Here is a 21,862-nt window from a genome sequence, read left to right as displayed (position 1 = left end):
AGGACGAGGGGTGCTGGGTCACAGTGCTTCGGGGGCAGGCAACCCGGTCCACCAGCACAGCTCGTTGTCGACGACGAACTGCCCGATCGTCTCGGACATGCCCAGAGGCGCGCGGACGACGCCCTCGACCCGTCGCATCAGCTCGATCCCGAGCTCCGGCGTCGGCTCGTCGAGCAGGCGGTCGATCAGCTGGAGGAGCCCGTCCGGCAGACCCTCGATCTCCTCGACCGACGACCGGAGGTACTTCGCCCCGGCGAACGTCACGTGGGCGTGCGCCAGCAGCGCGCGGCACGCGGACCCGACCAGGTGCACCGCCGCCCAGTGCAGCAGATAGGCGTCCTGCGATGCTGCGGCCTGCGGCAAGAAGTACCCGCCGTAGATGCGGGCCTCGGCGGTGAAAGACAGCACGCGGTCATCCCACTGGTCACGCGGGACGGCGCGGGTCGCGTCGAGCAGCGCAGGGAGCTCCTCGAGCCTCGACCACGCGATGCGCGCTCCGACGAAGGAAGCGCGCGCCGGCTCGGACCCGCGCTCGGCGACCGCATGCAGGTACGTCGGGCTCGCGAGCTTGACGTCGACGTAGACGTCGTCATCCGTGAGCTCGTCGCGTGTGTAGCCGACGGCTCGCTCCCTGACCGCGCGCTCGAGCTCCTCGTCCGTCACCACCAGGTAGACATCCACATCCGAGTCCGGTCGCTCGAGGCCGCGCGCCACGGATCCGACGAGAACGACCGCCAGAGCGGATGGCAGGCCGGACACCTCGGTGACGAACGCGCTCAGCGCCGCCTCATGATGCTGCATGATCACTCACCTCTCCCTCGGGGAAGCCGGTGGCTCCGCGACCTCCGGGGGCTACTTGCGCGACGTGTCTCGCGCCTGTCGCGAGCGCGGCCGCCAGATCACGACCGAAGTCCTCCGCGGCGCCGGGTAGCCGGTTCACGACTGCGGACAGCGGCGCCTCCGCGAGGTGCGACCCTGCTGCGTCGATGGGCACCCCGGGAAAGTAGGCGCGCATCACCGCGACGACCTCGGTCCAGACCTCGGGCTGCTTCTGGATCTCCTTGATCGGCGTGTCCATCGTGAGCTCCACCGTCTCGCCGTACCCCCCGGGGGCTGCGTACTCCCAGGAGTACCGGCCGCCGCCGAGCTGCTCGATCAGGGCCTCGGGATGAAGTGGCAGCACGACCTCGGCGGTCGCACCGTCCGGCACGACCACCTCGACGCACACGCGCCCATCCACCACACGCCAATCGCAGACCACCCGACCGAGAACGGTCTCGTGCACGGCGCGCGCCGATATCAACCCGCCACCGGGCTGCGGCGCGATCCGGATCCGCCGCCATCCCGGCTCCTGGCGCTGCAGACCACCGACGACCCGGTGCAACCAGTCGACCACGGCGCCGAGGGCGTAGTGGTTGAGCGACGTCATGCCGGTCGAGTTCAGCGTGCCGTCCGGGAGGATCGAGTCCCAGCGCTCCCAGATCGTCGTGGCGCCCTGCGTGACCGGGTAGAGGAACGACGGGCACTCTCGCTGCAGCAGCAGCTCGTAGGCATCGGCGAGGTGCCCGGTGCACGAGAGCGCCTCGGTGACCAACGGCGTGCCGGCGAACCCCGTCGAGATGTGGTGTCCGGCGGTGGTCACCAGTTCCGCGAGCCGCTCCCCCGCCTTGTCGCGCTGCCCGCCCTCGACGATGCCGAACATGATGGCGAGCGCGTACGCGGTGGCCGACTCACCGCTGACCCGGCCAGACTCGGTGATGTACTCACGCCGAAAGGCAGTCCGGACCCGCCGCGCGAGGTCCTCATAGCGCGTCGCGTCGGCGACCTCGCCCAGCACGGTGGCGGCCTCGGACAGCTCCTGGGTGGTCCGGCACAGATAGGCGGCGGCGACCAGGTGGGAGTCGGTCTTGCCACCGGCGGGGTTGTCGGCCGGTGCGTCCGGATCGAGCCAGTCGCCGAACTGGAAACCGGCGCTCCACAGGTCCCGACTGTCGAGCGCACCCTCGATCTGGGCCATCAGCGCGACCATCGACGGGTAGCTGGCGCGCAGAGCATCGAGGTCGCCGTACTCCTGGTACAGCGCCCAGGGAAGGCTGATCGCGACGTCGCTCCATACTGCCGTGGGCGATGACGGCGTGGGCAGCACGTCCGGGACGGTCCACGGCACCGTGCCGGACGCCGTCTGCTCGGCTGCCACATCCTGGAGCCAGGAGCCCAGCACGCCTCGGACGTCGTACAGGAAGCTCGCTGCAGGGGCGAACGCGTTGATGTCACCTGTCCAGCCGAGCCGCTCGTCACGCTGCGGGCAGTCGGTAGGGATGCCGACGAAGTTGTCGCGCATCGACCACACCGCGTTCTCGTGCAGGCGGTTCACCAGCGGGTCGGAGCACTCGAACCAACCGGTGCGCGCCATGTCGCTGTGCACGACCACGGCACGGAGGTCGTCAGCCGCGACCTCACCCGGCCAGCCGCTCACCTCGACATAGCGGAAACCGTGGAACGTCGTCCGCGGCTCCCAGATCTCGACGCCCCCGCCTCGCAGCGTGTAGCGATCGGTCGCGGCGGCGGATCGGTTCGTCTCGGTCTCCAGCGCTCCCGACGGGCTCAGGCACTCCGCGTGCCGGAGGGTCACGGTGTCGCCCGAGGCGCCGCTGACGCGGATGCGGACCCAGCCCGAGATGTTCTGGCCGAAGTCGACAATCGTCTCACCGACGGGACCGGTGCGGATCTCCGTAGGCGCGAGCTCCTCGATCCGCCGGATCGGCGGTCCTGGGTGGGCCTGCAAGGCACCGAGGTCCCACGCGACCCGGGAAGCCGCGTTCCACCCGTCGTCGTCAAAGCCAGCCCGAGTCCAATCCACCGGCTCGAGCCGGGCGTCGTAGTCCTCGCCTGCGTAGATCCCGTTGCTCCGCACTGCTCCGGTGCCCACACGGAACTGCTCGTCGGACGTGACGAGCTCCACGTGGTCGGGGTATTCCAGCTCGAGCTGCATCCAGAGCGCGGGTCGGTCGACATAGTTGTGACGACGGTTCTCCCAGGTCAACGCCCCGACCGCCCAGCCTTCGCCGACCACGGCACCCACGGCGTTCGCTCCCTCGGCGACCAGCCCTGTCACGTCGTAGCCGCTGACCAGTACGCGGTGCCGATAGGAGGTCCATCCCGGCGCCAGCACCTCGTCGCCTACACGCGCGCCGTTGACCCACGGTTCGACGACACCGAGGGCGGTGACGTGCAAGGTCGCGCGCCGGAGGTGGTCGCCGACGGAGAACTCGCGGCGGAAGTACCCGGCCGGATCGCCTCCGGCGGACGGCTCGGGGCCGGCGATGAAACCGGCCTGCCATGCATGGGACATCGCTGTTCCTCTCGGGCACGGGGCTGTGAGGGACCCGTGCGATCGCGTCGAGAAGGCCACCGGGCGGCTGTGCCCAAGACCCCCGCCGACGTAGTCATCATCGGAATTGGGCCCATCCAATGCCGCGGCGAGCAGCCTGTCGAGGCGGCTCGACAACGAACATTGATCCTGACTGCAGGTTTCGAGTAGGTTGCGTGGATGAGTGACGGGGGCCGGGGCCGCTATGCACCGTCGATACGCCGGCGGGAGCAGATTGCGCGCGCGGCGCTCCAGCAGATCGTCGAGAACGGGCATGCCGCGATGTCCGTGTCCCAGGTCGCGTCGGCGGCCGGGGTGAGCGAGCGGACGCTCTACTACCACTTCCCGACGCGGGAGCACGTCCTGGTCGCCGCTCTCGAGCTCTCGGACGAGCGCACCACCGACGAGATCGGCGGGCGCGATGACGACGACTTCGCCGAGATGGACGACGTCGTCGCCGGTCTTGCGCGACTCGGAGCCGAGCACCCGTGGCTGGTGCGCCTGATGGTGTACCTGAGTGCGCGAGCGCAGGAGCCGGGTCACCCCGCGCACGCGTACTTCCGAAGGCACAACGCGGAGGCCATCCGCTCCTTCGCCACACTGCTGCGGCACCGGCAGCGCCGCGGACTCGCCCATCCCGATCTCGAGCCAGAGGTTGTCGCACGCCGGCTGGTCGCGGCATGGGACGGCCTGCAGGCGCAGTGGCTCGTCGAGCCTGACTTCGATCTGGCGGACGAGATCAGCGCGGCCTTCCGGCAGCTCACCGGTCAGAACGTGATGGAGGCGAGGTCCGCGTTCGAACGGGCGCTCGCCTGACCGAACCGCGTGACGGCGACGCCTGCTGGGCGGCGCCAACCTCGCTCAGCCGAGGCGGAAGTCGGTGGCCCCGACACGTCGCGGCCTACCAGTATCGCGCGTTACTCACTAGTCTCGAACGTGCTCGCCTCGCGAGAACCCCATCCGCTCGACATGACACGAAGGAGTGGCAGACGTGACGACCTTCCCCACCTCGTTCCTGTGGGGGGCCTCGACGGCGCCCCACCAGATCGAGGGCAACAACATCAACAGCGACTGGTGGGCGCGCGAGTCGGCCATGCCTGGCATGGAGCCCAGCGGCGACGCGCTCGACAGCTACCACCGATTCCGCGAGGACATGCAGCTGATCGCCGACGCGGGCCTCAACGCCTACCGCTTCGGGATCGAGTGGGCGCGCATCGAGCCCGTCCCTGGGCGCTTCTCGAACGCCGAGCTCGCGCACTACCGAAGGATGATCGATACGGCGGTCGAGTTGGGGCTTGCACCCGTGGTCACCCTGAGCCACTTCTCGACGCCGCGCTGGTTCGCGGAGGAGGGCGGTTGGGGGGCCCCGACGGCCGTGGCCCGCTTCGCGGCGTTCGTCGACCGGGCGACCTCGGTCCTCGACGGGGTCGAGTGGGTGGTCACGATCAACGAGCCGAACATGGCAGCGATGATGACCATGCTGCAGCAGGCGGCGAGGGCAGGACAGCTCTCGCAGTGGCAGAGCCCGACGATCGACGGGACCGCGGAGCGCGAGCGGATCGCAGCAAACCTCCCCGTGCCGGACCTGGCATCGGCCCGCCCGTTCATCGAGGCCCACCACGCCGTGCGCGACCTGGTCCGCAAGCGGACCGGTGCCCGGGTGGGCTGGTCGGTCGCCAACGGCGCGCTGACCGCCACCCCCGGGAACGAGGACAAGCTCGTCGAGGTGCGCCACCTGTGGGAGGACGTCTACCTCGATGCGTCCCGCGGAGACGACTTCATCGGGGTGCAGTCCTACACCTCGCAGCAGGTGGACGAGAACGGTCTGGTGCCCCACCCTGAGCATCCCGACAACACGCAGACCGGCGCCGCCTACCGGCCGGATGCGCTCGGCATCGCCGTCCGGCACGCAGCCGATGTCACCCGACTGCCCGTGCTGGTAACCGAGAACGGCATCGCGACAGCCGACGACACCCGCCGGATCGCGTACACGGCAGACGCGCTCCGAGGACTCGCCGGCGCCATCGCCGACGGCGTGGACGTCCGGGGCTACCTGCACTGGTCCCTGCTGGACAACTACGAGTGGGGCCACTGGAGGCCGACCTTCGGGCTGGTTGCCGCGGACAGGGAGACGTTCGTCCGGACACCGAAGCCGAGTTTGGCGTGGCTCGGCCGGGTTGCCGTCTCGGCGGGCGCCGACCTCGCCTGACCCCGGGGCGGACCCGGTGCAGCGCGTTCCGCACCGGGTCCGCTGCCGCGCGATCGACGGGCTCTTCGTCTTCGGGCGACAGGCACGCCCACGTGCGGACGGACTCGCATCAAGTCGTCTCCGTCAGCTCGCAGCCGCTGCCGCACGCGGACGGGTCGATCATCGACCGACACCTCGGGGCCGAGGAGCCGCTGTTCCTCGACACGGTGACATGGACCACAGGCACTGTCACCGAGTCGGTGCACCACGCCCTTGTTCGGCTCTTCGGATTCAAGCGTGGTTCGGTGTGACTGATCGGGCGCCGGAGGCGGCGAGCAGGATGCGGATTCGGTAGTGCGCGAAGGTGCGGAAGCCGTGAGCGAGGCGGCGGGTCTTCTCGATGAGCAGGTCGATCGCCTCAGTGCCGCCGTTGGAGACCCCGCCGGTGGCGAAGTGGGCCAGGACCTGTGCCCGCCAGGCTCGCAGCGTTCGTCCGAGGCGGGCGACCTCGCCGACCGGGCAGGTCGCGAATGAGTCGATCACGCGGGTCGCCCGGCGATGCCCCTCGGCCGGTGAGGGCGCGTGGTAGATCGCGCGCAGCTGCTGGTAGCAGTGCCACGCAACGGTGACCTCGAAGCCGGGATCGCCGCCCTGCAGACCGGTCTCGAGGCGGGCGGCCTGGCGGGGTGTGAGGTGTTCGGTTCCGTGGCGCAGCAGGCCGCGGATCTTGTAGAGCGGGTCGTCGCGGTGCCCGCGGGTGTCTTGCTGGACGCGGCGACGGACCTCGTCCAGGACCTGGGTTCCGAACTTGACGACGTGGAACGCGTCGCGCACCGCAACCGCGTCGGGCAGCTCGTCGCGGATCGCGTTCGCGTATCCACGGAACGGGTCCAGGGCGGCGTGCTCGACGCTCGCGGTGAACCCCTCGCCTTGCTGCTTGAGCCAGCGCGCGTAGGCAGTCCCGGACCGGCCGGGCACCACGTCCAGCAGCCGCGCCCGGGTGCGTCCGTCCTGGTCACGGGTCAGGTCGACCATCGAGGTCACCGCCCGGTCTCCACCGTGGTGGGACGGCTTCCAGATGTGCTCGTCGACCCCCAGGGTCGCGACGCCGGCCAACCGTCCCGGGTCGGCCAACCGGCGGATCGCTTCAATCTCGATCGCGTCCCAGCAGGTATGCCAGTCCACCCCCAGGTGGCGGGCCAGGGCGGCGACGGTGGTGTCGTCCATGACCAGTGCGTCGGTCGCCCAGGAGACCGCCCGACGGGTGAGCTTGGTGCGCGGCGCGGCCAGGTCGTGGACCTCGGAGAACGTCGCGACCGGGCACCCGGCGTCGGGACATCGCCAGATCCGCTTGCGCCAGCGCACCTGCACCGGGCAGCCGAACAACGGCGCGTCCGCGAGGAGATGCTCGCGCCGGCCGTGACCGACAGCGACGACCCCACACGCCGGGCAGCCGGCCAGCACCTGGTCGGTCTCGACCGTCACGACTACGCGGCCGGGCTCGTGGACGTGCACGCCAGGAACGTCGAACATCGCGTCGGCACGGGCGCACCAAGGCACGCCCGGCCCGCATCTACAGTCAGACACGTCGGGGTCTCCGTCGGAACGATCAGCCTGGTCGCTATCGATCCTGGAGGCCCCGACCTCCTGCCTCACACATCGCCGCGCCGCACCCCGACGCCAGCGTCAACCACGCTCAGATCCGAAGAGCCGCCAATCGGCCGATCACCGACTCCCGGGCCCCTCCCGTGTACCGCAACTGCGGTACACGGGATCAACCCCGGCGCCGATGCCAGTGGCTCCGGTCCGAGTTCACGATTGTGTAGTCGCTGCAGCGCGTCCCGACGAGGGGACTCGACCTCTCGCCGAGACCACTGGAGTTGCATCCAGAAACGACGCGGAGGGAACACAGATCATGAGCGCAACCTTGCAGGACGCAATCCGTGCCCGGTTCGAACGGGGCTTCAGCGAGTGGAACAAGGGATACGAGTCCTGGCTGCAGTGGTGCGACGAGCTGTACGAGCCGGATGCGCACTACAATGTCTACGCCACCCGGCTGACGCTCCAGCAATACAAGGACATGATGGGGCAGCTCTTCGCAGCCTACGAGATCGAGCTCGGCGAGTTCCACAACATCCTCATCCAGGACAACTGGGGCGCGATCCGCTACACCGTCTACATCACGGACAAGGCCACGGGTGAGCAGATCGAGCAGAAGACGATGGAGTTCGTTCACTTCAAGGACAACCACGCTCCGATTGGCGCCCGCGTCGTAGAGGGCTGGGCTCTCTCCGACAGGCCCCTCACCGAGCACTGACCCGGCTACCGAGAGGGTCGAGGAGCGAACCATGAATGCTGACCGCCCAGACGGTGATGCGACTGACGTTCCCCGAGCGCTTACGCTTGAGGAGCGGGTGGTCCTGCACAGGCGCATGGCCGAGAGTTACCATGCCGCTTACGCGCGCCTCGCCGTGAAAGAGGGCGCCTCGTACGAAGAATGGGTATTCTCGGACGACGCGGTCTACTGGTCGCCGTACTTCGGGAATGAGCTCATCGAGTTGCGATCGCACCCCATCTCCGTCTCGACCTCGGCCACGATGGAGGCGAAAGCGTATTCGCTCAGCTTCCCCGACTGGGGGCCGGTGGAATTCGCCGCATGGCCGGCCGACAACGGGTTCGCGATGAAGACGCTCTTCGAGGGGCATCGCGAAGACGGCTCCGCCATGAACTTCTACTCCTACGGCTTCGTCCTGACGAACGAGCAGGGCGCGATCACCCGCTGGGAGACGCACGTCAGCGAGGGATACAACGACTTCCTTGACGTGGCCATCGGGATCCACGGCCCATTCCGTGACGGAGCGGACGCGTACATGCAGGCACTGGCACGAACGCTTCGGGCCGCCGGCGTGGACGTGCCCACGCCGTGAGGACAGACTCGACGCAGCCGTGAGCTGGCTCCGGGGCACTCGGTGGCGACCGTGGTCCCGGAGCCGCCCGACAGGACGAGGTCCGGAGCGGAGCCTGCGCCGTTAGGACCTTCGCACTTCCGGAGGGTGCAGCGTTGGCCCGGCCCATCCGCCCGCCTCGCTCGGTAGATCGCCGCATCCGCCCGAGGTTGACATCGGCGCGGCGGTGTCACTTCGGCGAGCCACGGGACGCCCTCGGGCGGCAGGTGACCGCGATCAACGCCACGGACTCGTCGCCCCCGAGTGTGGCGCACACCGCGGCGCCCCTACACGGTTCCCGCAGCCGGTCGGCCGCCCGCCGGGGCACGTCCTCATCGACCGCGTGGCCGTGGGTGCCGTTCACCTCCTCGAACCTGTCCAGGTCAGGGAAGGTCAGGCTCAGCGCGGCGTCCCACGCCCCAACGCGGGACGCCGTGTCGAAGCACGCCGAGCGGCTTGCCAGACCTGTCAGCCCGTCCACCCGCGCCCGCACAACGAGTGCCAAGTGGTCCCGCGCGGGTTGCGCTCCGAGTGCCCCGCGCACCACAGCCCCAGTCACGGCCGACAGAATGCCCACGTCGAACGTCGTGGGTGGCTCCGACCAGCCATCAGGCGCACCGCAGAGGATCCCGCTTGCCGCCCGAACTGCGCGGTCCGCGGCGTCGTCCGCCTCCGACACCGAGCGCGTTGACGCGCGTTACTAACGAACGTCGAGATCCGACCGATGGGTCGTACGACAGCGACGAGACACTCGAAGGGCAGGGACGATGTCTTCAAAGATGCAGATTCAGCGCCTCAGTGCGAGGCACTCGATCGGCACAAAGATCGGAGGGTGCCTGGCACTCTTCGCCGTTATCGCCCTCGGGCTGACTACCCTCGCGACAATGCGCCTCGACGATCTAGCTGCGCGCGCCGAGACCGTCTACAACGCTGGGACGATTCCACTCGATCAGCTCGGTGGAATCACGCGTGCGTTCAACGGCGACCGTGCGCTGTACATCAACTACGCCCTCACTCCCCCTGCGACGCACGACACCGAGAGGGAAGAACTCGAGCGTCGCCACGTAGACCTCCTGTCGATGCTTGCGGAGTTCGAACCAGCCGCCTCCAGCCCCGCCGCCTTCTCCCAGCTGAGCAATGCGTTCGGGACCTTCTACGACGTGGCGGCCGAGCAACTGGTCCCTGCTGCCGACGCGGGGGACCAACGCACTGCCGCTTCCCTTGCCGTCGGCGACCTTCACGAAGTAGCAGCGCAGGTCGACGCGATCCTGGAGGCGGAGTCCACTCGCCTCTCCGAGTCGGCAGCAGCAGTCCAGCAGCAGGGCCGGGACCTGGCACACGCCTCCGTTCTGCTGTTGTGGGCCACGCTCTTCGTCGGTCTCGCAGCGGTCTCTGGTCTCGCAACGATCGTCCTACGGGCGCTCCTGCGGACTGTGCGTGCCGTACACGCGTCCCTCCAGGCGATGTCATCCGGGGACCTCACGCACAGTCCTGCGGTGGACACTGAGGACGAGATCGGTCAGATGGCGTACGCACTGAGGCACGCCCAGTCGAACCTGCGCTCGACGATCTCAGACGTCGCCGCATCGGCCCGTGCCGTCGCGACCGCGGCGGACGACCTCACACGTGCTGGTGCTGAGATGGGTTCTGGCGCGCTCGAGACCTCCGAGAGCGCGGACAATGCCGCAATCGCGGCCGAGCATGTCTCGCGCAATGTCCAAGCGATCGCAGCCGGCGCGCAGCAGATGGGTGCATCGATCAGGGAGATCGCACAGAATGCCTCCCAAGCGGCCAAGGTGGCGAACCGCGCGACGGGCGCAGCCGCCAGCACCAACGAGCAGGTCGCCCGCCTGGGTGCCTCCTCGCAGGAGATCGGCAACGTGGTCAAGGTCATCACGAGCATCGCGGAGCAGACGAACCTGCTGGCCCTCAACGCAACCATCGAGGCGGCGCGTGCCGGCGAGGCCGGCAAGGGCTTCGCGGTCGTCGCCGGCGAGGTCAAGGAGCTCGCGCAGGAGACCGCGAAGGCCACCGAGGACATCGCCCGACGTGTCGAGGCCATCCAGAACGACACCGGTGCGGCAGTGGCGGCGATCGGCGAGATCTCCGAGATCATCGGAGCGATCAACGACTATCAGGTGACGATCGCCTCCGCCGTGGAGGAGCAGACGGCGACCACAAACGAGATGTCGCGTTGGGTCGGCGAGGCAGCGACCGGCTCGGGAGCGATTGCCCTGAGCATCACGGCCGTAGCGGGGTCAAGCACTACCAATGTCGAGACTGTCGCCCTGATGGACGGCTCGATCCGTGCGCTCGCCGACCTGGCGGAGGGGCTGCGCACGCGGATGCAGCAGTTCACCTATTGAGCTCGCCGGCTCACTGCGGCACTTCGGCACTTCGGCACTTCGGCACGCAGGCGTTCGAGTGCGACCGGTTGCGCACCCGGAGCATCGGTGAAGTGCACCGTCGGCCCGTTGGTCGAACAGCGGATACAGGAGCCGCCGCCACGCCATCGCGGGTCCGGCCCGCTCGAAGGTGAGCCCGCCGCGACGCTGCCAGCGAGACAGCCACCCGCTGGCCACCGCGCACGTCCACGTCCCGGTACGCGCCCTGACCGTCGAGCTGATCCGCGGGCGGCTGTCGACAAGCGTGAGCCCCCCGGTGGGTATGCTCCGACGCTGCGGGGCACACCCCCGAGGAGCGGGTGCGCGAGCCCAAGACCGACCTATCCGGGTCTGGGCACTGGACGATCAAGCTTCGCGCGTGAGCGCGAGCAGCCGACGGGCGATGAGCTTGAGCGACCGCGTCCACGCGGCCTCCTCCGGGCGACTGAGGTGCCCGTGCCGCGCGCCCGCCTCCATGGCGAGCTCGACGGCGACGCCCGCGTCCGAGAGCGCAGCCGCGAAGGCCTCGCCCGACGCCCGAAGCGCGTCGGCCTCGCTGTTGAGCACGAGCGTCGGAGGGAAGCTGCGTAGTTCATCCGCCCCCGCCATGCCCGGGGCCGCGAAGACGTCAGCCTCCCCGTCTCCGACGTAGTTGGCGTACATCGCGGCAGACCGGGCCGCGTCGAACTCGTTGCTCTCGGGATCACTCGCGAGTACGGCTCGGAGCTCCGCGGAGGGCTCCGGTTGCACGGCATGCAACGTCGGGTAGGCGAGCACGACCAGCGCCGGGCGAAGACCCCCGTCGAGGCCGAGGCGCAGCGCTGTCGAGGCAGCGAGGTTGCCACCCGCGCTCGCCCCGCCCAGGGCCCACACGTCCACTCCTGGGACTCGCGAGACCGCCCACACGTAGGCGGCCTGCACGTCCAGCGCCGGGATGGGAGCGTGCACGCCCGGCCGCGGACGAACTCCTGAGTCGAGCCAGAGGCCTGCGACCGGCGCCCGGTGGTAGTCGACCGACACGACCGCGATGCCACGCCGCGCGAGTCCGCAGGCAACGTCGTGAGCTTCAGGCATGTCGAGGTCACCCCACGTGAAGCCGCCACCGTGCGCCCACACGAACCCGACGCCTGAGGGTTCGGCCGGGGTGTAGACGCGGACGGGCACGGGGCCCGCGGGCCCATCGACCGTGTCAGCGGCGATCAGCGGCTCTTCCGGCCGCGGGGAGGGACCGACACGGCCAGTCATGTCGTTCCCCTGTAGTTGTGCATCGACGGAGTCCGAGCTCTGGTTCATCTCTCCCTGCCTTGACGAGGACGACGGGTACAGGTCATCGCGAGCGGCGCCGCTCGGGCGGCGCGCCGGGCTCCACGATGCGCCGTGCACACACTGCGGGGCGCCGGGCCGGGGCACGTCGGCGTCGAAGCGGACGTCTTCCTAACGCCACCTTGCGACCTCGCGGCCCAGCCGCGCCTCACGGTCCGAGAGCGTGAGACGCGACATCGTGGGCCCTGGGCCGCTCAGCCCTTCAGTCCGCTGGCGAAGCCCTGGACGATGTACTTCTGCAGCAGGAAGTACGCCAGCAGGATTGGCAGGATGCTGATGAGGATGCCGGCGAAGATCAGGTTCCATTGGGCCCCGTACTGCCCGACGAAGCCGTTGATCGCGACGGTAATCGTCTTGTGGCTGGAGTTCGACAGGTACAGCAGCGGGGTGAGGAACTCGTTCCAGATCGCCACGGCGTTCAGGATGATGACCGTGCCGGTGATCGGCCGGACCAGCGGGAACACGATCGACCAGAACGCCCGGAACGCACTGGCGCCGTCGAGCGAGGCCGCCTCCTCGTAGTCCGGCGGCAGGGCGCGCAGGAACCCGCAGTAGAGGAAGACTGAGAAGGGCATCGAACTGCCCACGCTCACGATGATGACACTCCACAGACTGCCTAGCAGACCGAGGTCGCGCATCGTCTGGTAGAGCGGCAGCAGCGCGAGCTGGGCCGGGAGCAGCAGGCCGGCCAGGAAGCCGAAGTACGTGAACTTCGACCAGTGCGCCCCGACACGCGACAAGGGGTACGCCGCTGCGGCCGAGAACAGCACGATCGCCGTGACAGACACGATCGTGACTAGGGCGCTGTTCATGAGCGCTCCGCCGAGGGCGCCGGACTGCCATGCTTGCGTGAAGTTGTCGAACGTCGGGTCGACCGTCGGCAGCAACTTGTTGGTCTGGTCACCAGGTGCCTTGAACGCCAAGGTAACCAGGATGTACAGCGGGAACATGAAGATCGCGCCGACGAGGATCATGACGGCTTCGAGCACGCCGGTCCGCCAAGTGTAGCGGTGCATGTCAGCCCTCCTGCTTCGAGAGAAGTCGGTACTGAATGGACGCGGCGATGGCCACGAGGATCGTCAGCAGCACCGCCAGCGCCGCCCCGTACCCGAACTTCCCGAGCTGGAACGCGTTCTGGTAGATGAGCGTGGAGATGGTGTTGGTCGCGCCGCCCGGCCCGCCCTTGGTCATCGCGAACACCTGGTCGAAGAGTTTGAAGCCACCGATGATCGACAGCATCAGGTTGATGGTGATCGCGGGGGCGAGCATCGGGCGGACCACGGACCAGAAGCGGCGGACAGGGCCCGCACCGTCCAGCGCCGCGGCCTCAAGCACCTCCTCGGGGACGCCCTGCAGACCGGCGAGGAAGATCACCATCGAGTAGCCGGAGAACTGCCAGATGACCACGACGATGATCGCCCAGATCGCGATGTCCGCGTCACCGAGCCAGTTCTGCGCGAGGCCGTCCAGGCCGACCGCGCGGAGGATCTCGTTGATCCCGCCGTCAGGGGCGAAGAGGTTCTTCCAGAGGAACCCGACGGCGATCGAGGTCACGACCACGGGCGCGAAGATGAGCACCCGGAGGATGCCCCGCGACTTGATCCGCGAGTTCACTCCGAGAGCGATGAGCAGGCCGATCACGTTCTGGATGATCGTGACGGCGACCGCGATGAGCAGCGTGTTGCGGATCGCGACCGAGCCGTAGGGGTCGCTGAAGATGGTCTGGAACTGCTCGAGGCCGACCCAGTTCTTCGTCGGGGAGATGCCGTTCCAGTCGGTGAACGCGAAACTGGCGCCCCGCACGCTCGGCACGATCACGGCGAAGATGTAGAAGGCGGCCGCCGGGAGGACGAACCACCACACCGAACTGACCCGGTTGCGGCGCCGGCGTCGGGACGGCCCCGGCGTCAGGGTTCTTGCGGCCATGGTGACGACTCCTCTGTCTATCGGCCTCGGGCAGGTCGGGGCGCGGTGCGGTGCCTGGCGATCTCGGCACCGCACCGCCCCCGGGGCAATGCGAGTTCCTACTTCGCGCCGAACGCGGCGTCCATCTTCGCCAGCGCGTCCTCGATCGAGGTCTGTCCACCGAGGACCTTCTGCACCTCGTCCTGGAACACCTGGTTCACTTCGGCGTTCGGCCACGACTGGTCGGGGAACGCCGCCGTGTCGTCACTCTGGACCTGGTCGGAGACCCCCGCGAGCGTCGGCGTGGGCTCGAAGCCATCGACCGGCTGGCTCGGGAAGATCGACCCCGTGTCGATGGCGATCTGCATGCCCTCGGCGGAGAAGTAGAAGTCGAGGAACTTCTGGGCGAGCTCCTTGTTCTTCGAGTTGGCGTTGATGCCGTAGCCGGCACCGAGACCGACGGGCAGGATCGTCGCCGAGGCGTCGTCCGTGGCGGGGAAGGCGGCGGTCTCGAACGTCGTACCCTCGGCGGCGAACCGCTCGATGTCGCCGATCTGGTTGCTCACGAACACGCCGCCGACGGCGTCTCCCTTGGCAACCTGCTCCTGCGCAGCCTCGAGCGCGGTGCCGAGGGTGTCGGCGGTGAAGCAGCCGGCGTCCTGCATCTCGACCAGCTTGCTCAGCGCGGTCGTCCACTCGGAGTCGCTGAACGTCGCGTCACCGGCCGTCTGCTGGTCGGCGAAGTCCGGGTTCGGCCCATACACGAGGGTCGACACGAGAGCGTAGACGAGGTACGGGTAGTTGCCGCCCGCGAGACCGCCCAGGGCGTAGGCGACCTTTCCCTGCGCGCTGGCGGCGGTGCAGAGGTCCAGCACCTCGCTGTACGTCGTCGGCGCCGCGACCCCGAGCGCCTCGAGCGCCGCGGTGTTGTAGATCGCCGGCAGGATCGTCACATTGTTGGCACCCATGTAGATCTTGCCGTCGATGCCCATGACGCCCTTGTTGGCCTCGTTGAAGGCGCCCGTCCAGCCCTGCGACGTCAGGTCCTCCAGGTAGCCGCCGGGGGCGAGCGTGTCCACGGTGATCGGGTTCCCGTTGCCGGGGAAGACCGTCACGATGTCCGACGCCGTGCCCGAGACAAGCTCGGTGCTGACCTGGGTCAAGATGTCCGGCCACGGCAGCCCGGTGTGGTTCACCGTGACGCCGGGGTTGTCGGCCTCGAACTGGTCGATCAGCGCCTGTGCCACCTCGTCGCCGGCCCAGCCGGACCACGTGAGGGTCGTGCCGTCGCCTCCATCCGACGAGTTGTCGCTGTCGGAATCGGTGGAGCACGCCGTCAGCGACAGGGCGAGCGCCGAGACCGCCACGAGTGATGTTGCCGCGAATCTCTTTCTCATCGAGGTCCTCCATTGGACTTCTGGGGCACGTCGGGCGCCTTCGCGCCCCGACGACTGTCTGGGTCACCTGCGACGCGGCTTGTGTCGACGGGTGGCCGGATTCGAAGGTAGGACGCCTCGACGCGCGGTGTCAACCGATCCACACGAACTCGTTGAATCGTTTCGAAGCCATGGGAACGTGACCAGCCGTATCGCGCCAGGTGAGGGCCCGGATCAGGGATCAGACACCCTTGCCCGCGAGATCGACAGCGATGTAGACCGGTTGACGCTTGCTCTCGTCGGCGGTTAGCGTGACCGCCGCTGCATCCCACCGTCGGGAGTGCAGGTCGACGAACGCGGGAGTTCACGATGCAGGCAGTCGCCACGGTGGCCGAGGTGCGTGTCGGACGACGCGGTGACGCGGCACTCGCCGAGTCGCCCGCACCGGTGATCAGCTGGCAGGTGGACAGCACCGAGCCGGGGTGGATGCAGGCGGTCGCCGAGGTCAGGCTCGACGGGTCGCGCGTCGCTCGTCTCGACTCCGACGAGTCCTCGATGGTGCCGTGGCCATTCGCCGACCTCCGGCCGCACGCCCGTCACAGCCTGGAAGTCCGCGTCACATCGAAGTCCGGCACGGTCACCCCGTGGAGCTCCCCAGTGGAACTCAGGACGGTGTTCCTCGACGCAGGCGAGTGGAGTGCAGAGAGAATCGGCCTAGGCGGCATCGTCGCAGACGACACCCCTGGGCTCCTGCGCACGGAGTTCGACCTCCCAGACCGGCCCTTGTCGGCAGTGCTGTACTCAGCCGCGCACGGGGTCTACCAGGCGCAGGTCAACGGTCACGACGTCGACGACTCGGTCCTCAAGCCCGGTTGGACCAGCTACCAGTACCGGACCGTGCACGACGCGGTCGATGTCACCGACTCGTTGCATGCGGGACGCAACGCGATTGGGATCCGTCTGGCCGGAGGCTGGTGGACCGAGCGGTACGGCTTCGGTGACGGCGCGACTCGGTTCTACGGGGGCCCACCCGGCGTCGCCGCCCACCTGCACGTGACCTTCGAGGACGGGACCAGTCAGGTCCTGCGCACCGGGAGCGGCTGGCGGTCGACCACACGGGGCGCGCTGCGCACGAGCGGGATCTACGCGGGCGAGACCTGGGACGCGCGCCAGCAGCTGCCGGGCTGGAGCAGGCCAGGCTTTGACGACTCCGACTGGTCACCCGCGCGTGTGGACGGCCCGTTCGAGACCCCCGAGCCCGCGATCTCAGAGCCGGTGCGCCGCACCGAGCTGCTGCCCGTCCGGGTGGTGCTGCGCTCCGCGGCGGGGCGCGTCCTGCTGGACTTCGGGCAGAACCTCGTGGGCCGGCTGCGACTGACCGTCTCCGGTCCCGAAGGTCACGTGCTCCGGGTCCGGCACGCAGAGGTCCTCGAGGACGGGGAGCTGGCCACACGCCCGCTGCGCCGCGCGTCGGCCACGGATGAGTACGCGCTCGCCGGCGACGGGCCAGCGACCCTCGAGCCAGAGTTCACCTTCCACGGCTTCCGCTACGCGGAGATCGAGGGCTGGCCTGGCGTGTTCGACCCGGACTGCGTGCAAGCGGTCGTCCTCGGCAGCGACATGCGCCGCACCGGCTGGTTCGAGACCTCTGACCCCCTGGTCAACCGCTTGCACGAGAACGTCGTGTGGGGCATGCGCGGCAACTTCCTGTCGATCCCCATGGACTGCCCTCAGCGCGACGAGCGGCTGGGCTGGACCGGCGACATCCAGGCGTTCGGTCCCACCGCTGCGTTCCTCTACGACTGCGACGCGTTCCTTGCCTCCTGGCTCCGGGACGTTGCTCGAGAGCAGGCCGCGCACGGCGGAGTGTGCCCGACCGTCGTGCCCTCGGTCCTCGGACCCGCTGCACCCGTCGCAGGTTGGAGCGATGCGGCGACCGTGGTCCCGGACGTCCTGCACGCACGGTTCGGCGACCGCGCCGCGCTCGCCGAGCAGTACCCATCCATGTGTGCGTGGGTCGAGGCGTTGCTCGGAATCACCGGCGACCGCCTGCTCTGGGAGGGCATGTTCCAGTTCGGCGATTGGCTCGACCCGGTCGCTCCCCCCGAGCATCCGGAGGATGGCCGCACGGACCCCGACCTCGTGGCCTCCGCGCAGATGATCCGGTCGCTCACGCTCGTGGCCCAGGCTGCGGCGACCCTGGACCACGAGGATGACCGCGCCAGGTACGCCGCGCTTGCCGAACGAGCGCGTGCAGCGTTCCGCGCCGAGTTCGTGACCCCTGCCGGCCGCATGATGTCCGACTCACCGACGGCGTATGCCCTGGCCCTGCAGCTGGACATCGTCACCAGCGCCGAACAGCGCACCGCGCTCGCACGTCGGCTCCTGGAGCTTGTGCGAGCCGGCGGCTACCGGATGCCGACCGGCTTCATCGGCACACCACTCATCATGGACGCCCTGGTGGACTCGGGAGCGGTTGCGGCGGCCCAACGCCTCCTCCTCCAGACAGAGAACCCATCCTGGCTCTACGCGGTGACCATGGGAGCGACCACCATCTGGGAGCGCTGGGACTCGTTGCTGGAGGACGGGTCGCTGAACCCCGGCGACATGACATCGTTCAACCACTATGCGTCGGGCGCCGTGGCCGACTGGTTGCATCGCCGGCTCGCGGGTCTGGCACCCGCCGCCCCCGGGTACCGGCGCCTGAGGATCGCGCCCGTCCCGCTGGACGGCCTGGAGTTCGCCACCGCCACGCTGGACACCCGCTACGGACGGGCGCAGTCCGGATGGCGGCGCGACGGTGACCACATCGTGGTTCAGGCGGTGGTCCCGGCGAACACCACCGCGCAGGTTCTCCTGCCCGGCAGCACCGAAGCGATCGAGGTCGGATCTGGTGTGCACGAGTGGACGACGCGAGCGCCCAGCATCGCGCGTCCTGACGCCCCTCTGACGCCGTCCACACCGCTGTCGACTGTCATCGACCGCCCAGGCGCCTACGAGGCCCTGCTTGCCGCAGCCCACACAGTCGGACCCGACTCCTCGGCCCGAGTCCGGCAACGCACACGATGGGTTCCGCAACGCAGCCTGGCATCCGTGCTCGCCGAGGTCGGCATCAGCGACGCGATCATCCCCCAGCTCAACCGGCGACTCGAGGAGCAGGCATGACCACCGACCCGGCAATCCCGTACCTGGACGCCGCCCTTCCGATCGAGCAGCGGGTCGAAGACCTGCTCGATCGGATGACCCTGCCGGAGAAGGTCGGGCAGATGCTGCAGCTCGACGCCCGCGGCGACCTGAAGGAGATCGTGCTGTCCCGGGGAGCCGGGTCGATCCTGCACGCCTCACCCGAGGCCATGATCGACGCCATCGCCCTGACCCAGCGCACCCGGCTCAGGATCCCCCTTCTCACGGCCGACGATGCGATCCACGGACACTCGTTCTGGCCCGGCGCGACCATCCTGCCGACCCAGCTGGGCATGGCGTGCACCTGGGATCCCGCCCTGCTCGAGCGGGCGGCCCGGGCGACCGCGATCGAGGTTGCGGCGACCGGGCTGCACTGGACCTTCTCCCCCGTGCTGTGCATCGCCCGCGACCTGCGCTGGGGTCGCGTGGACGAGACGTTTGGTGAGGACCCGCACCTCATCGGCGAGCTAGGGGCGGCCATGATCCGCGGGTATCAGGGGGACGGGCTCGACGACCCCACTGCCGTTCTCGCTTGCGCCAAGCACTTCGCCGGCTATTCCCAGACGCAGGGCGGCCGCGACGCCAGCGAGGCCGACCTCAGTCGTCGGGCGCTGCGCTCGTGGTTCCTGCCGCCGTTCGAGCGCGCCGCTCGCGAGGGCTGCCGGACATTCATGCTCGGCTACCAGGCGATCGACGGCGTCCCGGTCACCGCGAACCGCTGGCTGCTCGACGACGTCCTGCGCGGCGAGTGGGGGTTCACCGGCACTCTCGTGACGGACTGGGACAACGTCGGGCGCATGGTGTGGGAGCAGAAGGTCTGCGAGGACGACGTGGCGGCCGCCGCCGTCGCTGTCGACTCAGGCAACCACCTAGTGATGACCACCCCGCAGTTCTACGAGGGTGCGCTGCAGGCTGTCGCCGAGGGGCGGCTGCGCGAGCACCAGATCGACGATGCGGTGCGCCGCATCCTGCGACTGAAGTTCGAGCTCGGGTTGTTCGAGAACCCGCGGGCGCCCGACGCCGCGCGGCAGACCCAGGTGATCGGCTGCAGCTCCCACGCCGAGCTCAACCTCGAGGTCGCCCGCCGCTCGCTCGTGCTGCTGCGCAACGACGGCGTGCTACCGCTTGCCGGTTCGACCGAGGACCAGGCGCCGAAGCGAGTCGCCGTCGTCGGTCCGAATGCCGATGATCCGCACGCCCAGCTCGGGGACTGGGCCGGAGCCTCGGGACAGGTGCCATGGATGCCTGAGGGCCATCCCCGTCACCTCGTGGAGACCGTGCTCGACGGGCTCCGGGCTACCGCTCCTGAGGGCTGGCAGATCAGCTACGCCCGGGGTGCCGAGATCGGCACGCTCGTGCCCGACCCCGAAGGCACGACGTTCCCCGACGGGCAGCCTCGGCCACCGATCTTCTCCCCCGCGTCGCCGGATGCCGGACTCATCGCTGAGGCACTCGACGCAGCACGGGCCGCCGATGTCGTCGTCGCGGTGCTCGGCGACACGGTCGCGCTCACCGGTGAGGGGAAGTCGACTGCGACGCTCGAGCTCCAGGGCGGGCAAGTCGCACTCCTGGACGCCCTCGTCGAGACCGGCACCCCCGTGGTCCTGGTGCTCGTGCATTCCAAGCCCTCCGTGCTGCCGGCTTCCGCCTCGCGCGCCAGCGCCATCGTCGAGGCGTTCAATCCGGGGATGCGGGGTGGCCGTGCGGTGGCCGACCTCCTGCTCGGGATCACGGAGCCGTCGGGCCGACTGCCTGTATCGGTCCCGCTCCACGTCGGCCAGCAACCTGTCCACTACAACCAGGTTCGGGGCCAGCACGGCGCTCGCTACGCCGACCTCGCGCAGGAGCCGATGTTCGTCTTCGGCGAGGGTCTGACCTACACCACGATCGAGTACCGCGACCTGCGGCTGTCCGCCGAGGAGATCCCGAGCACGGGCGAGGTCACAGCGACCGTCACGCTCACCAACACCGGGACACGACCAGCCCTCGAGACCGTCCAGGTCTACCTGAGCGACGTCATCACGAGCGCGACCTGGGCGGAGCAGGAGCTCAAGGGATTCCGGCAGGCGCTCGTCGAGCCCGGCGCTTCGGTCGACGTGCCGATCACGATCAGCGCCGCGGACTGCACGATCGTCGATGTCGACGGTCACCGGGTCGTCGAGCCCGGGCAGTTCGAGGTCCGGGTGGGGCCAAACTCGCGCAGGTCGGAGCACCTCGTGGCGTCGTTCGTGATCACACCGACCGTGGGGGCAACCCTCGAGGGGACCAGATGAGCCACCAGCTCTCGGTGCTGCCGAGTCGGCCCGAATGGGCGGTCGAGGCCCTCCGATCGGTCGACGTCGACCCGGTGCCGCCGGACGAGAACACGGAAGGGCTGATCTGGCTCGGGTTCCACGACCCCGAGGGGCTCATCGCCGCCGTGCGTCGCCTCCCCGCTCTGCGGTGGGTCCAGCTCCCCTCCGCCGGAGTCGACGACTTCGTCGATGCTGGAGCACTCGACCCACGGATCGTGTGGACGTCCGCGAAGGGTGCCTATGCCGAACCGGTGGCCGAGCACGCCCTCACTCTGCTGCTGGCCGGATTGCGTCAGATCCCAGGCCGGGCGCGCGCGACCGACTGGGGAGTCCCCGCCGGCACATCTCTCTACGGCCGCAGAGTCCTCATCGTGGGGGCGGGCGGTGTGGCGCTGGAGCTCGTACGGCTCTTGCGGCCGTTCCGCTCCGAGATCACGATCGTCCGACGTCAGGCGGCCGAGGTGGCCGACGTCCACCGAACGATCACCTCGTCCGCTCTCGCGGACGTCCTGCCGACGATGGACGCCGTCGTCCTGGCGGCCGCGATGACATCTGGGACGACCTCCCTCATCGACGCGTCCGCACTTGCGTCGATGCCCCCGCACTCGGTACTGGTCAACGTCGCGAGAGGTGGCCTCGTCGATCTCGAGGCTGTCGCTGCACTCCCCCGCGGGACGGGGCCCGCCTCGGTCCTGCTCGACGTGACCGCACCTGAGCCGCTCCCGGCCGGGCACCCGCTCTGGACCGACGAGCGCGTCCTGATCACGCCGCACACCGCTGACACGTGGGACATGATCCGACCGCTGCTCGCTCGACGCGTCGCGGAGAACGCCGCCAGGTTCCGCCGGGGCCTCGCGCTCATCGGCGAGATCGACCTCGACCACGGGTACTGAT

General features: G+C 69.1%; 16 protein-coding genes and 1 pseudogene. 9 read left to right on the top strand and 8 right to left on the bottom strand.

All coding sequences use genetic code 11. From position 1 onward, the window contains the following. Positions 1–18: 18 nt before the first annotated feature. Together BKA22_RS15060 and BKA22_RS15055 are read right to left on the bottom strand one after the other, a co-directional pair. Positions 19–801, bottom strand: coding sequence for a nucleotidyltransferase domain-containing protein (locus BKA22_RS15060; RefSeq protein ID WP_146952857.1), 783 nt, complete (start codon positions 799–801; stop codon positions 19–21). Further along, positions 788–3,352, bottom strand: a complete 2,565-nt coding sequence (locus BKA22_RS15055) for a glycoside hydrolase family 78 protein (protein ID WP_146952858.1) — start codon at positions 3,350–3,352, stop codon at positions 788–790. Before BKA22_RS15055 ends, BKA22_RS15060 begins: the two co-directional genes overlap by 14 nt. A 198-nt stretch (positions 3,353–3,550) precedes the next feature. Here BKA22_RS15055 and BKA22_RS20530 point away from each other — a divergent pair. From BKA22_RS20530 to BKA22_RS20430, 3 genes and pseudogenes are all read left to right on the top strand, one after another. Next, positions 3,551–3,682, top strand: a pseudogene (locus tag BKA22_RS20530) (hypothetical protein); the annotation flags it as partial. Between the two features lie 129 nt (positions 3,683–3,811). Further along, positions 3,812–4,186, top strand: coding sequence for a TetR family transcriptional regulator C-terminal domain-containing protein (locus BKA22_RS19960; protein WP_223203587.1), 375 nt, complete (start codon positions 3,812–3,814; stop codon positions 4,184–4,186). Positions 4,187–4,361: 175 nt separating this feature from the next. Further along, a complete protein-coding gene (locus BKA22_RS20430; RefSeq protein ID WP_146952860.1) occupies positions 4,362–5,579 on the top strand; it encodes a family 1 glycosylhydrolase in 1,218 nt (405 codons plus the stop codon). Between the two features lie 270 nt (positions 5,580–5,849). On the opposite strand, the gene BKA22_RS15040 is transcribed toward BKA22_RS20430, so the two are convergent. Further along, complete coding sequence (locus tag BKA22_RS15040) at positions 5,850–7,091, bottom strand: ISL3 family transposase (RefSeq protein WP_146952861.1); 1,242 nt, start codon at positions 7,089–7,091, stop codon at positions 5,850–5,852. A 382-nt stretch (positions 7,092–7,473) separates the two neighbouring features. Between BKA22_RS15040 and BKA22_RS15035 the strand changes: the two genes are divergently transcribed. Both BKA22_RS15035 and BKA22_RS15030 read left to right on the top strand, forming a co-directional pair. Beyond that, complete coding sequence (locus BKA22_RS15035; RefSeq protein ID WP_146952862.1) at positions 7,474–7,875, top strand: nuclear transport factor 2 family protein; 402 nt, start codon at positions 7,474–7,476, stop codon at positions 7,873–7,875. A 31-nt stretch (positions 7,876–7,906) separates the two neighbouring features. After that, positions 7,907–8,485 (top strand): hypothetical protein, encoded by a 579-nt coding sequence (locus BKA22_RS15030; RefSeq protein ID WP_146952863.1) that lies wholly within the window; start codon positions 7,907–7,909, stop codon positions 8,483–8,485. 208 nt (positions 8,486–8,693) lie between these two features. On the opposite strand, the gene BKA22_RS20525 is transcribed toward BKA22_RS15030, so the two are convergent. Then, on the bottom strand, positions 8,694–8,984 hold the full coding sequence (locus BKA22_RS20525) for a diguanylate cyclase (RefSeq protein ID WP_373367072.1): 291 nt from the start codon (positions 8,982–8,984) through the stop codon (positions 8,694–8,696). 286 nt (positions 8,985–9,270) lie between these two features. Between BKA22_RS20525 and BKA22_RS15020 the strand changes: the two genes are divergently transcribed. Then, entirely contained in the window at positions 9,271–10,869 is a 1,599-nt protein-coding gene (locus BKA22_RS15020) for a methyl-accepting chemotaxis protein (RefSeq protein WP_146952865.1), read from the top strand. Between the two features lie 384 nt (positions 10,870–11,253). Here BKA22_RS15020 and BKA22_RS15015 read toward each other — a convergent pair whose 3' ends face one another. The 4 genes from BKA22_RS15015 to BKA22_RS15000 all read right to left on the bottom strand — a co-directional run bounded on the left by BKA22_RS15015 (position 11,254) and on the right by BKA22_RS15000 (position 15,512). Further along, entirely contained in the window at positions 11,254–12,051 is a 798-nt protein-coding gene (locus BKA22_RS15015) for an alpha/beta hydrolase (protein ID WP_223203589.1), read from the bottom strand. Between the two features lie 353 nt (positions 12,052–12,404). Further along, the gene (locus tag BKA22_RS15010; protein WP_146952867.1) at positions 12,405–13,226 is read right to left on the bottom strand and encodes a carbohydrate ABC transporter permease; all 822 of its coding nucleotides are present in this window, start codon (positions 13,224–13,226) and stop codon (positions 12,405–12,407) included. Position 13,227: 1 nt separating this feature from the next. Continuing rightward, entirely contained in the window at positions 13,228–14,136 is a 909-nt protein-coding gene (locus BKA22_RS15005; RefSeq protein WP_146952868.1) for a carbohydrate ABC transporter permease, read from the bottom strand. Positions 14,137–14,234: 98 nt separating this feature from the next. After that, positions 14,235–15,512, bottom strand: coding sequence for an ABC transporter substrate-binding protein (locus BKA22_RS15000; protein ID WP_146952869.1), 1,278 nt, complete (start codon positions 15,510–15,512; stop codon positions 14,235–14,237). A gap of 348 nt (positions 15,513–15,860) precedes the next feature. Between BKA22_RS15000 and BKA22_RS14995 the strand changes: the two genes are divergently transcribed. From BKA22_RS14995 to BKA22_RS14985, 3 genes are read left to right on the top strand one after another with little or no spacing between them, the layout of a single operon-like run. After that, positions 15,861–18,656, top strand: a complete 2,796-nt coding sequence (locus BKA22_RS14995; RefSeq protein ID WP_146952870.1) for a family 78 glycoside hydrolase catalytic domain — start codon at positions 15,861–15,863, stop codon at positions 18,654–18,656. After that, positions 18,653–20,947 carry an exo-beta-d-1,3/1,6-glucosidase gene (locus BKA22_RS14990; RefSeq protein ID WP_146952871.1) on the top strand — a complete coding sequence of 765 codons (2,295 nt, stop codon included), beginning with the start codon at positions 18,653–18,655 and terminating at the stop codon, positions 20,945–20,947. Before BKA22_RS14995 ends, BKA22_RS14990 begins: the two co-directional genes overlap by 4 nt. Further along, the gene (locus BKA22_RS14985; protein WP_146952872.1) at positions 20,944–21,861 is read left to right on the top strand and encodes an NAD(P)-dependent oxidoreductase; all 918 of its coding nucleotides are present in this window, start codon (positions 20,944–20,946) and stop codon (positions 21,859–21,861) included. The genes BKA22_RS14990 and BKA22_RS14985 overlap by 4 nt, the downstream gene beginning before the upstream one ends. The last annotated feature ends 1 nt before the right edge of the window (position 21,862 follow it).

Source organism: Cellulomonas soli, from assembly GCF_013409305.1.
Lineage (GTDB): Bacteria > Actinomycetota > Actinomycetes > Actinomycetales > Cellulomonadaceae > Cellulomonas > Cellulomonas soli.
Note: the sequence above shows the minus strand (reverse complement) of the source record. Positions and strands in the feature narration are given on the sequence as shown.

Bases quoted from the DNA above. Each gene is read 5' to 3' on its own strand.
- BKA22_RS15060 (WP_146952857.1), bottom strand. From the start codon at position 801: ATGCAGCATCATGAGGCGGCGCTGAGCGCGTTCGTCACCGAGGTGTCC.
- BKA22_RS15055 (WP_146952858.1), bottom strand. From the start codon at position 3,352: ATGTCCCATGCATGGCAGGCCGGTTTCATCGCCGGCCCCGAGCCGTCC.
- BKA22_RS19960 (WP_223203587.1), top strand. From the start codon at position 3,812: ATGGACGACGTCGTCGCCGGTCTTGCGCGACTCGGAGCCGAGCACCCG.
- BKA22_RS15040 (WP_146952861.1), bottom strand. From the start codon at position 7,091: ATGTTCGACGTTCCTGGCGTGCACGTCCACGAGCCCGGCCGCGTAGTC.
- BKA22_RS15035 (WP_146952862.1), top strand. From the start codon at position 7,474: ATGAGCGCAACCTTGCAGGACGCAATCCGTGCCCGGTTCGAACGGGGC.
- BKA22_RS15030 (WP_146952863.1), top strand. From the start codon at position 7,907: ATGAATGCTGACCGCCCAGACGGTGATGCGACTGACGTTCCCCGAGCG.
- BKA22_RS15020 (WP_146952865.1), top strand. From the start codon at position 9,271: ATGTCTTCAAAGATGCAGATTCAGCGCCTCAGTGCGAGGCACTCGATC.
- BKA22_RS15010 (WP_146952867.1), bottom strand. From the start codon at position 13,226: ATGCACCGCTACACTTGGCGGACCGGCGTGCTCGAAGCCGTCATGATC.
- BKA22_RS15005 (WP_146952868.1), bottom strand. From the start codon at position 14,136: ATGGCCGCAAGAACCCTGACGCCGGGGCCGTCCCGACGCCGGCGCCGC.
- BKA22_RS15000 (WP_146952869.1), bottom strand. From the start codon at position 15,512: ATGAGAAAGAGATTCGCGGCAACATCACTCGTGGCGGTCTCGGCGCTC.
- BKA22_RS14995 (WP_146952870.1), top strand. From the start codon at position 15,861: ATGCAGGCAGTCGCCACGGTGGCCGAGGTGCGTGTCGGACGACGCGGT.
- BKA22_RS14990 (WP_146952871.1), top strand. From the start codon at position 18,653: ATGACCACCGACCCGGCAATCCCGTACCTGGACGCCGCCCTTCCGATC.
- BKA22_RS14985 (WP_146952872.1), top strand. From the start codon at position 20,944: ATGAGCCACCAGCTCTCGGTGCTGCCGAGTCGGCCCGAATGGGCGGTC.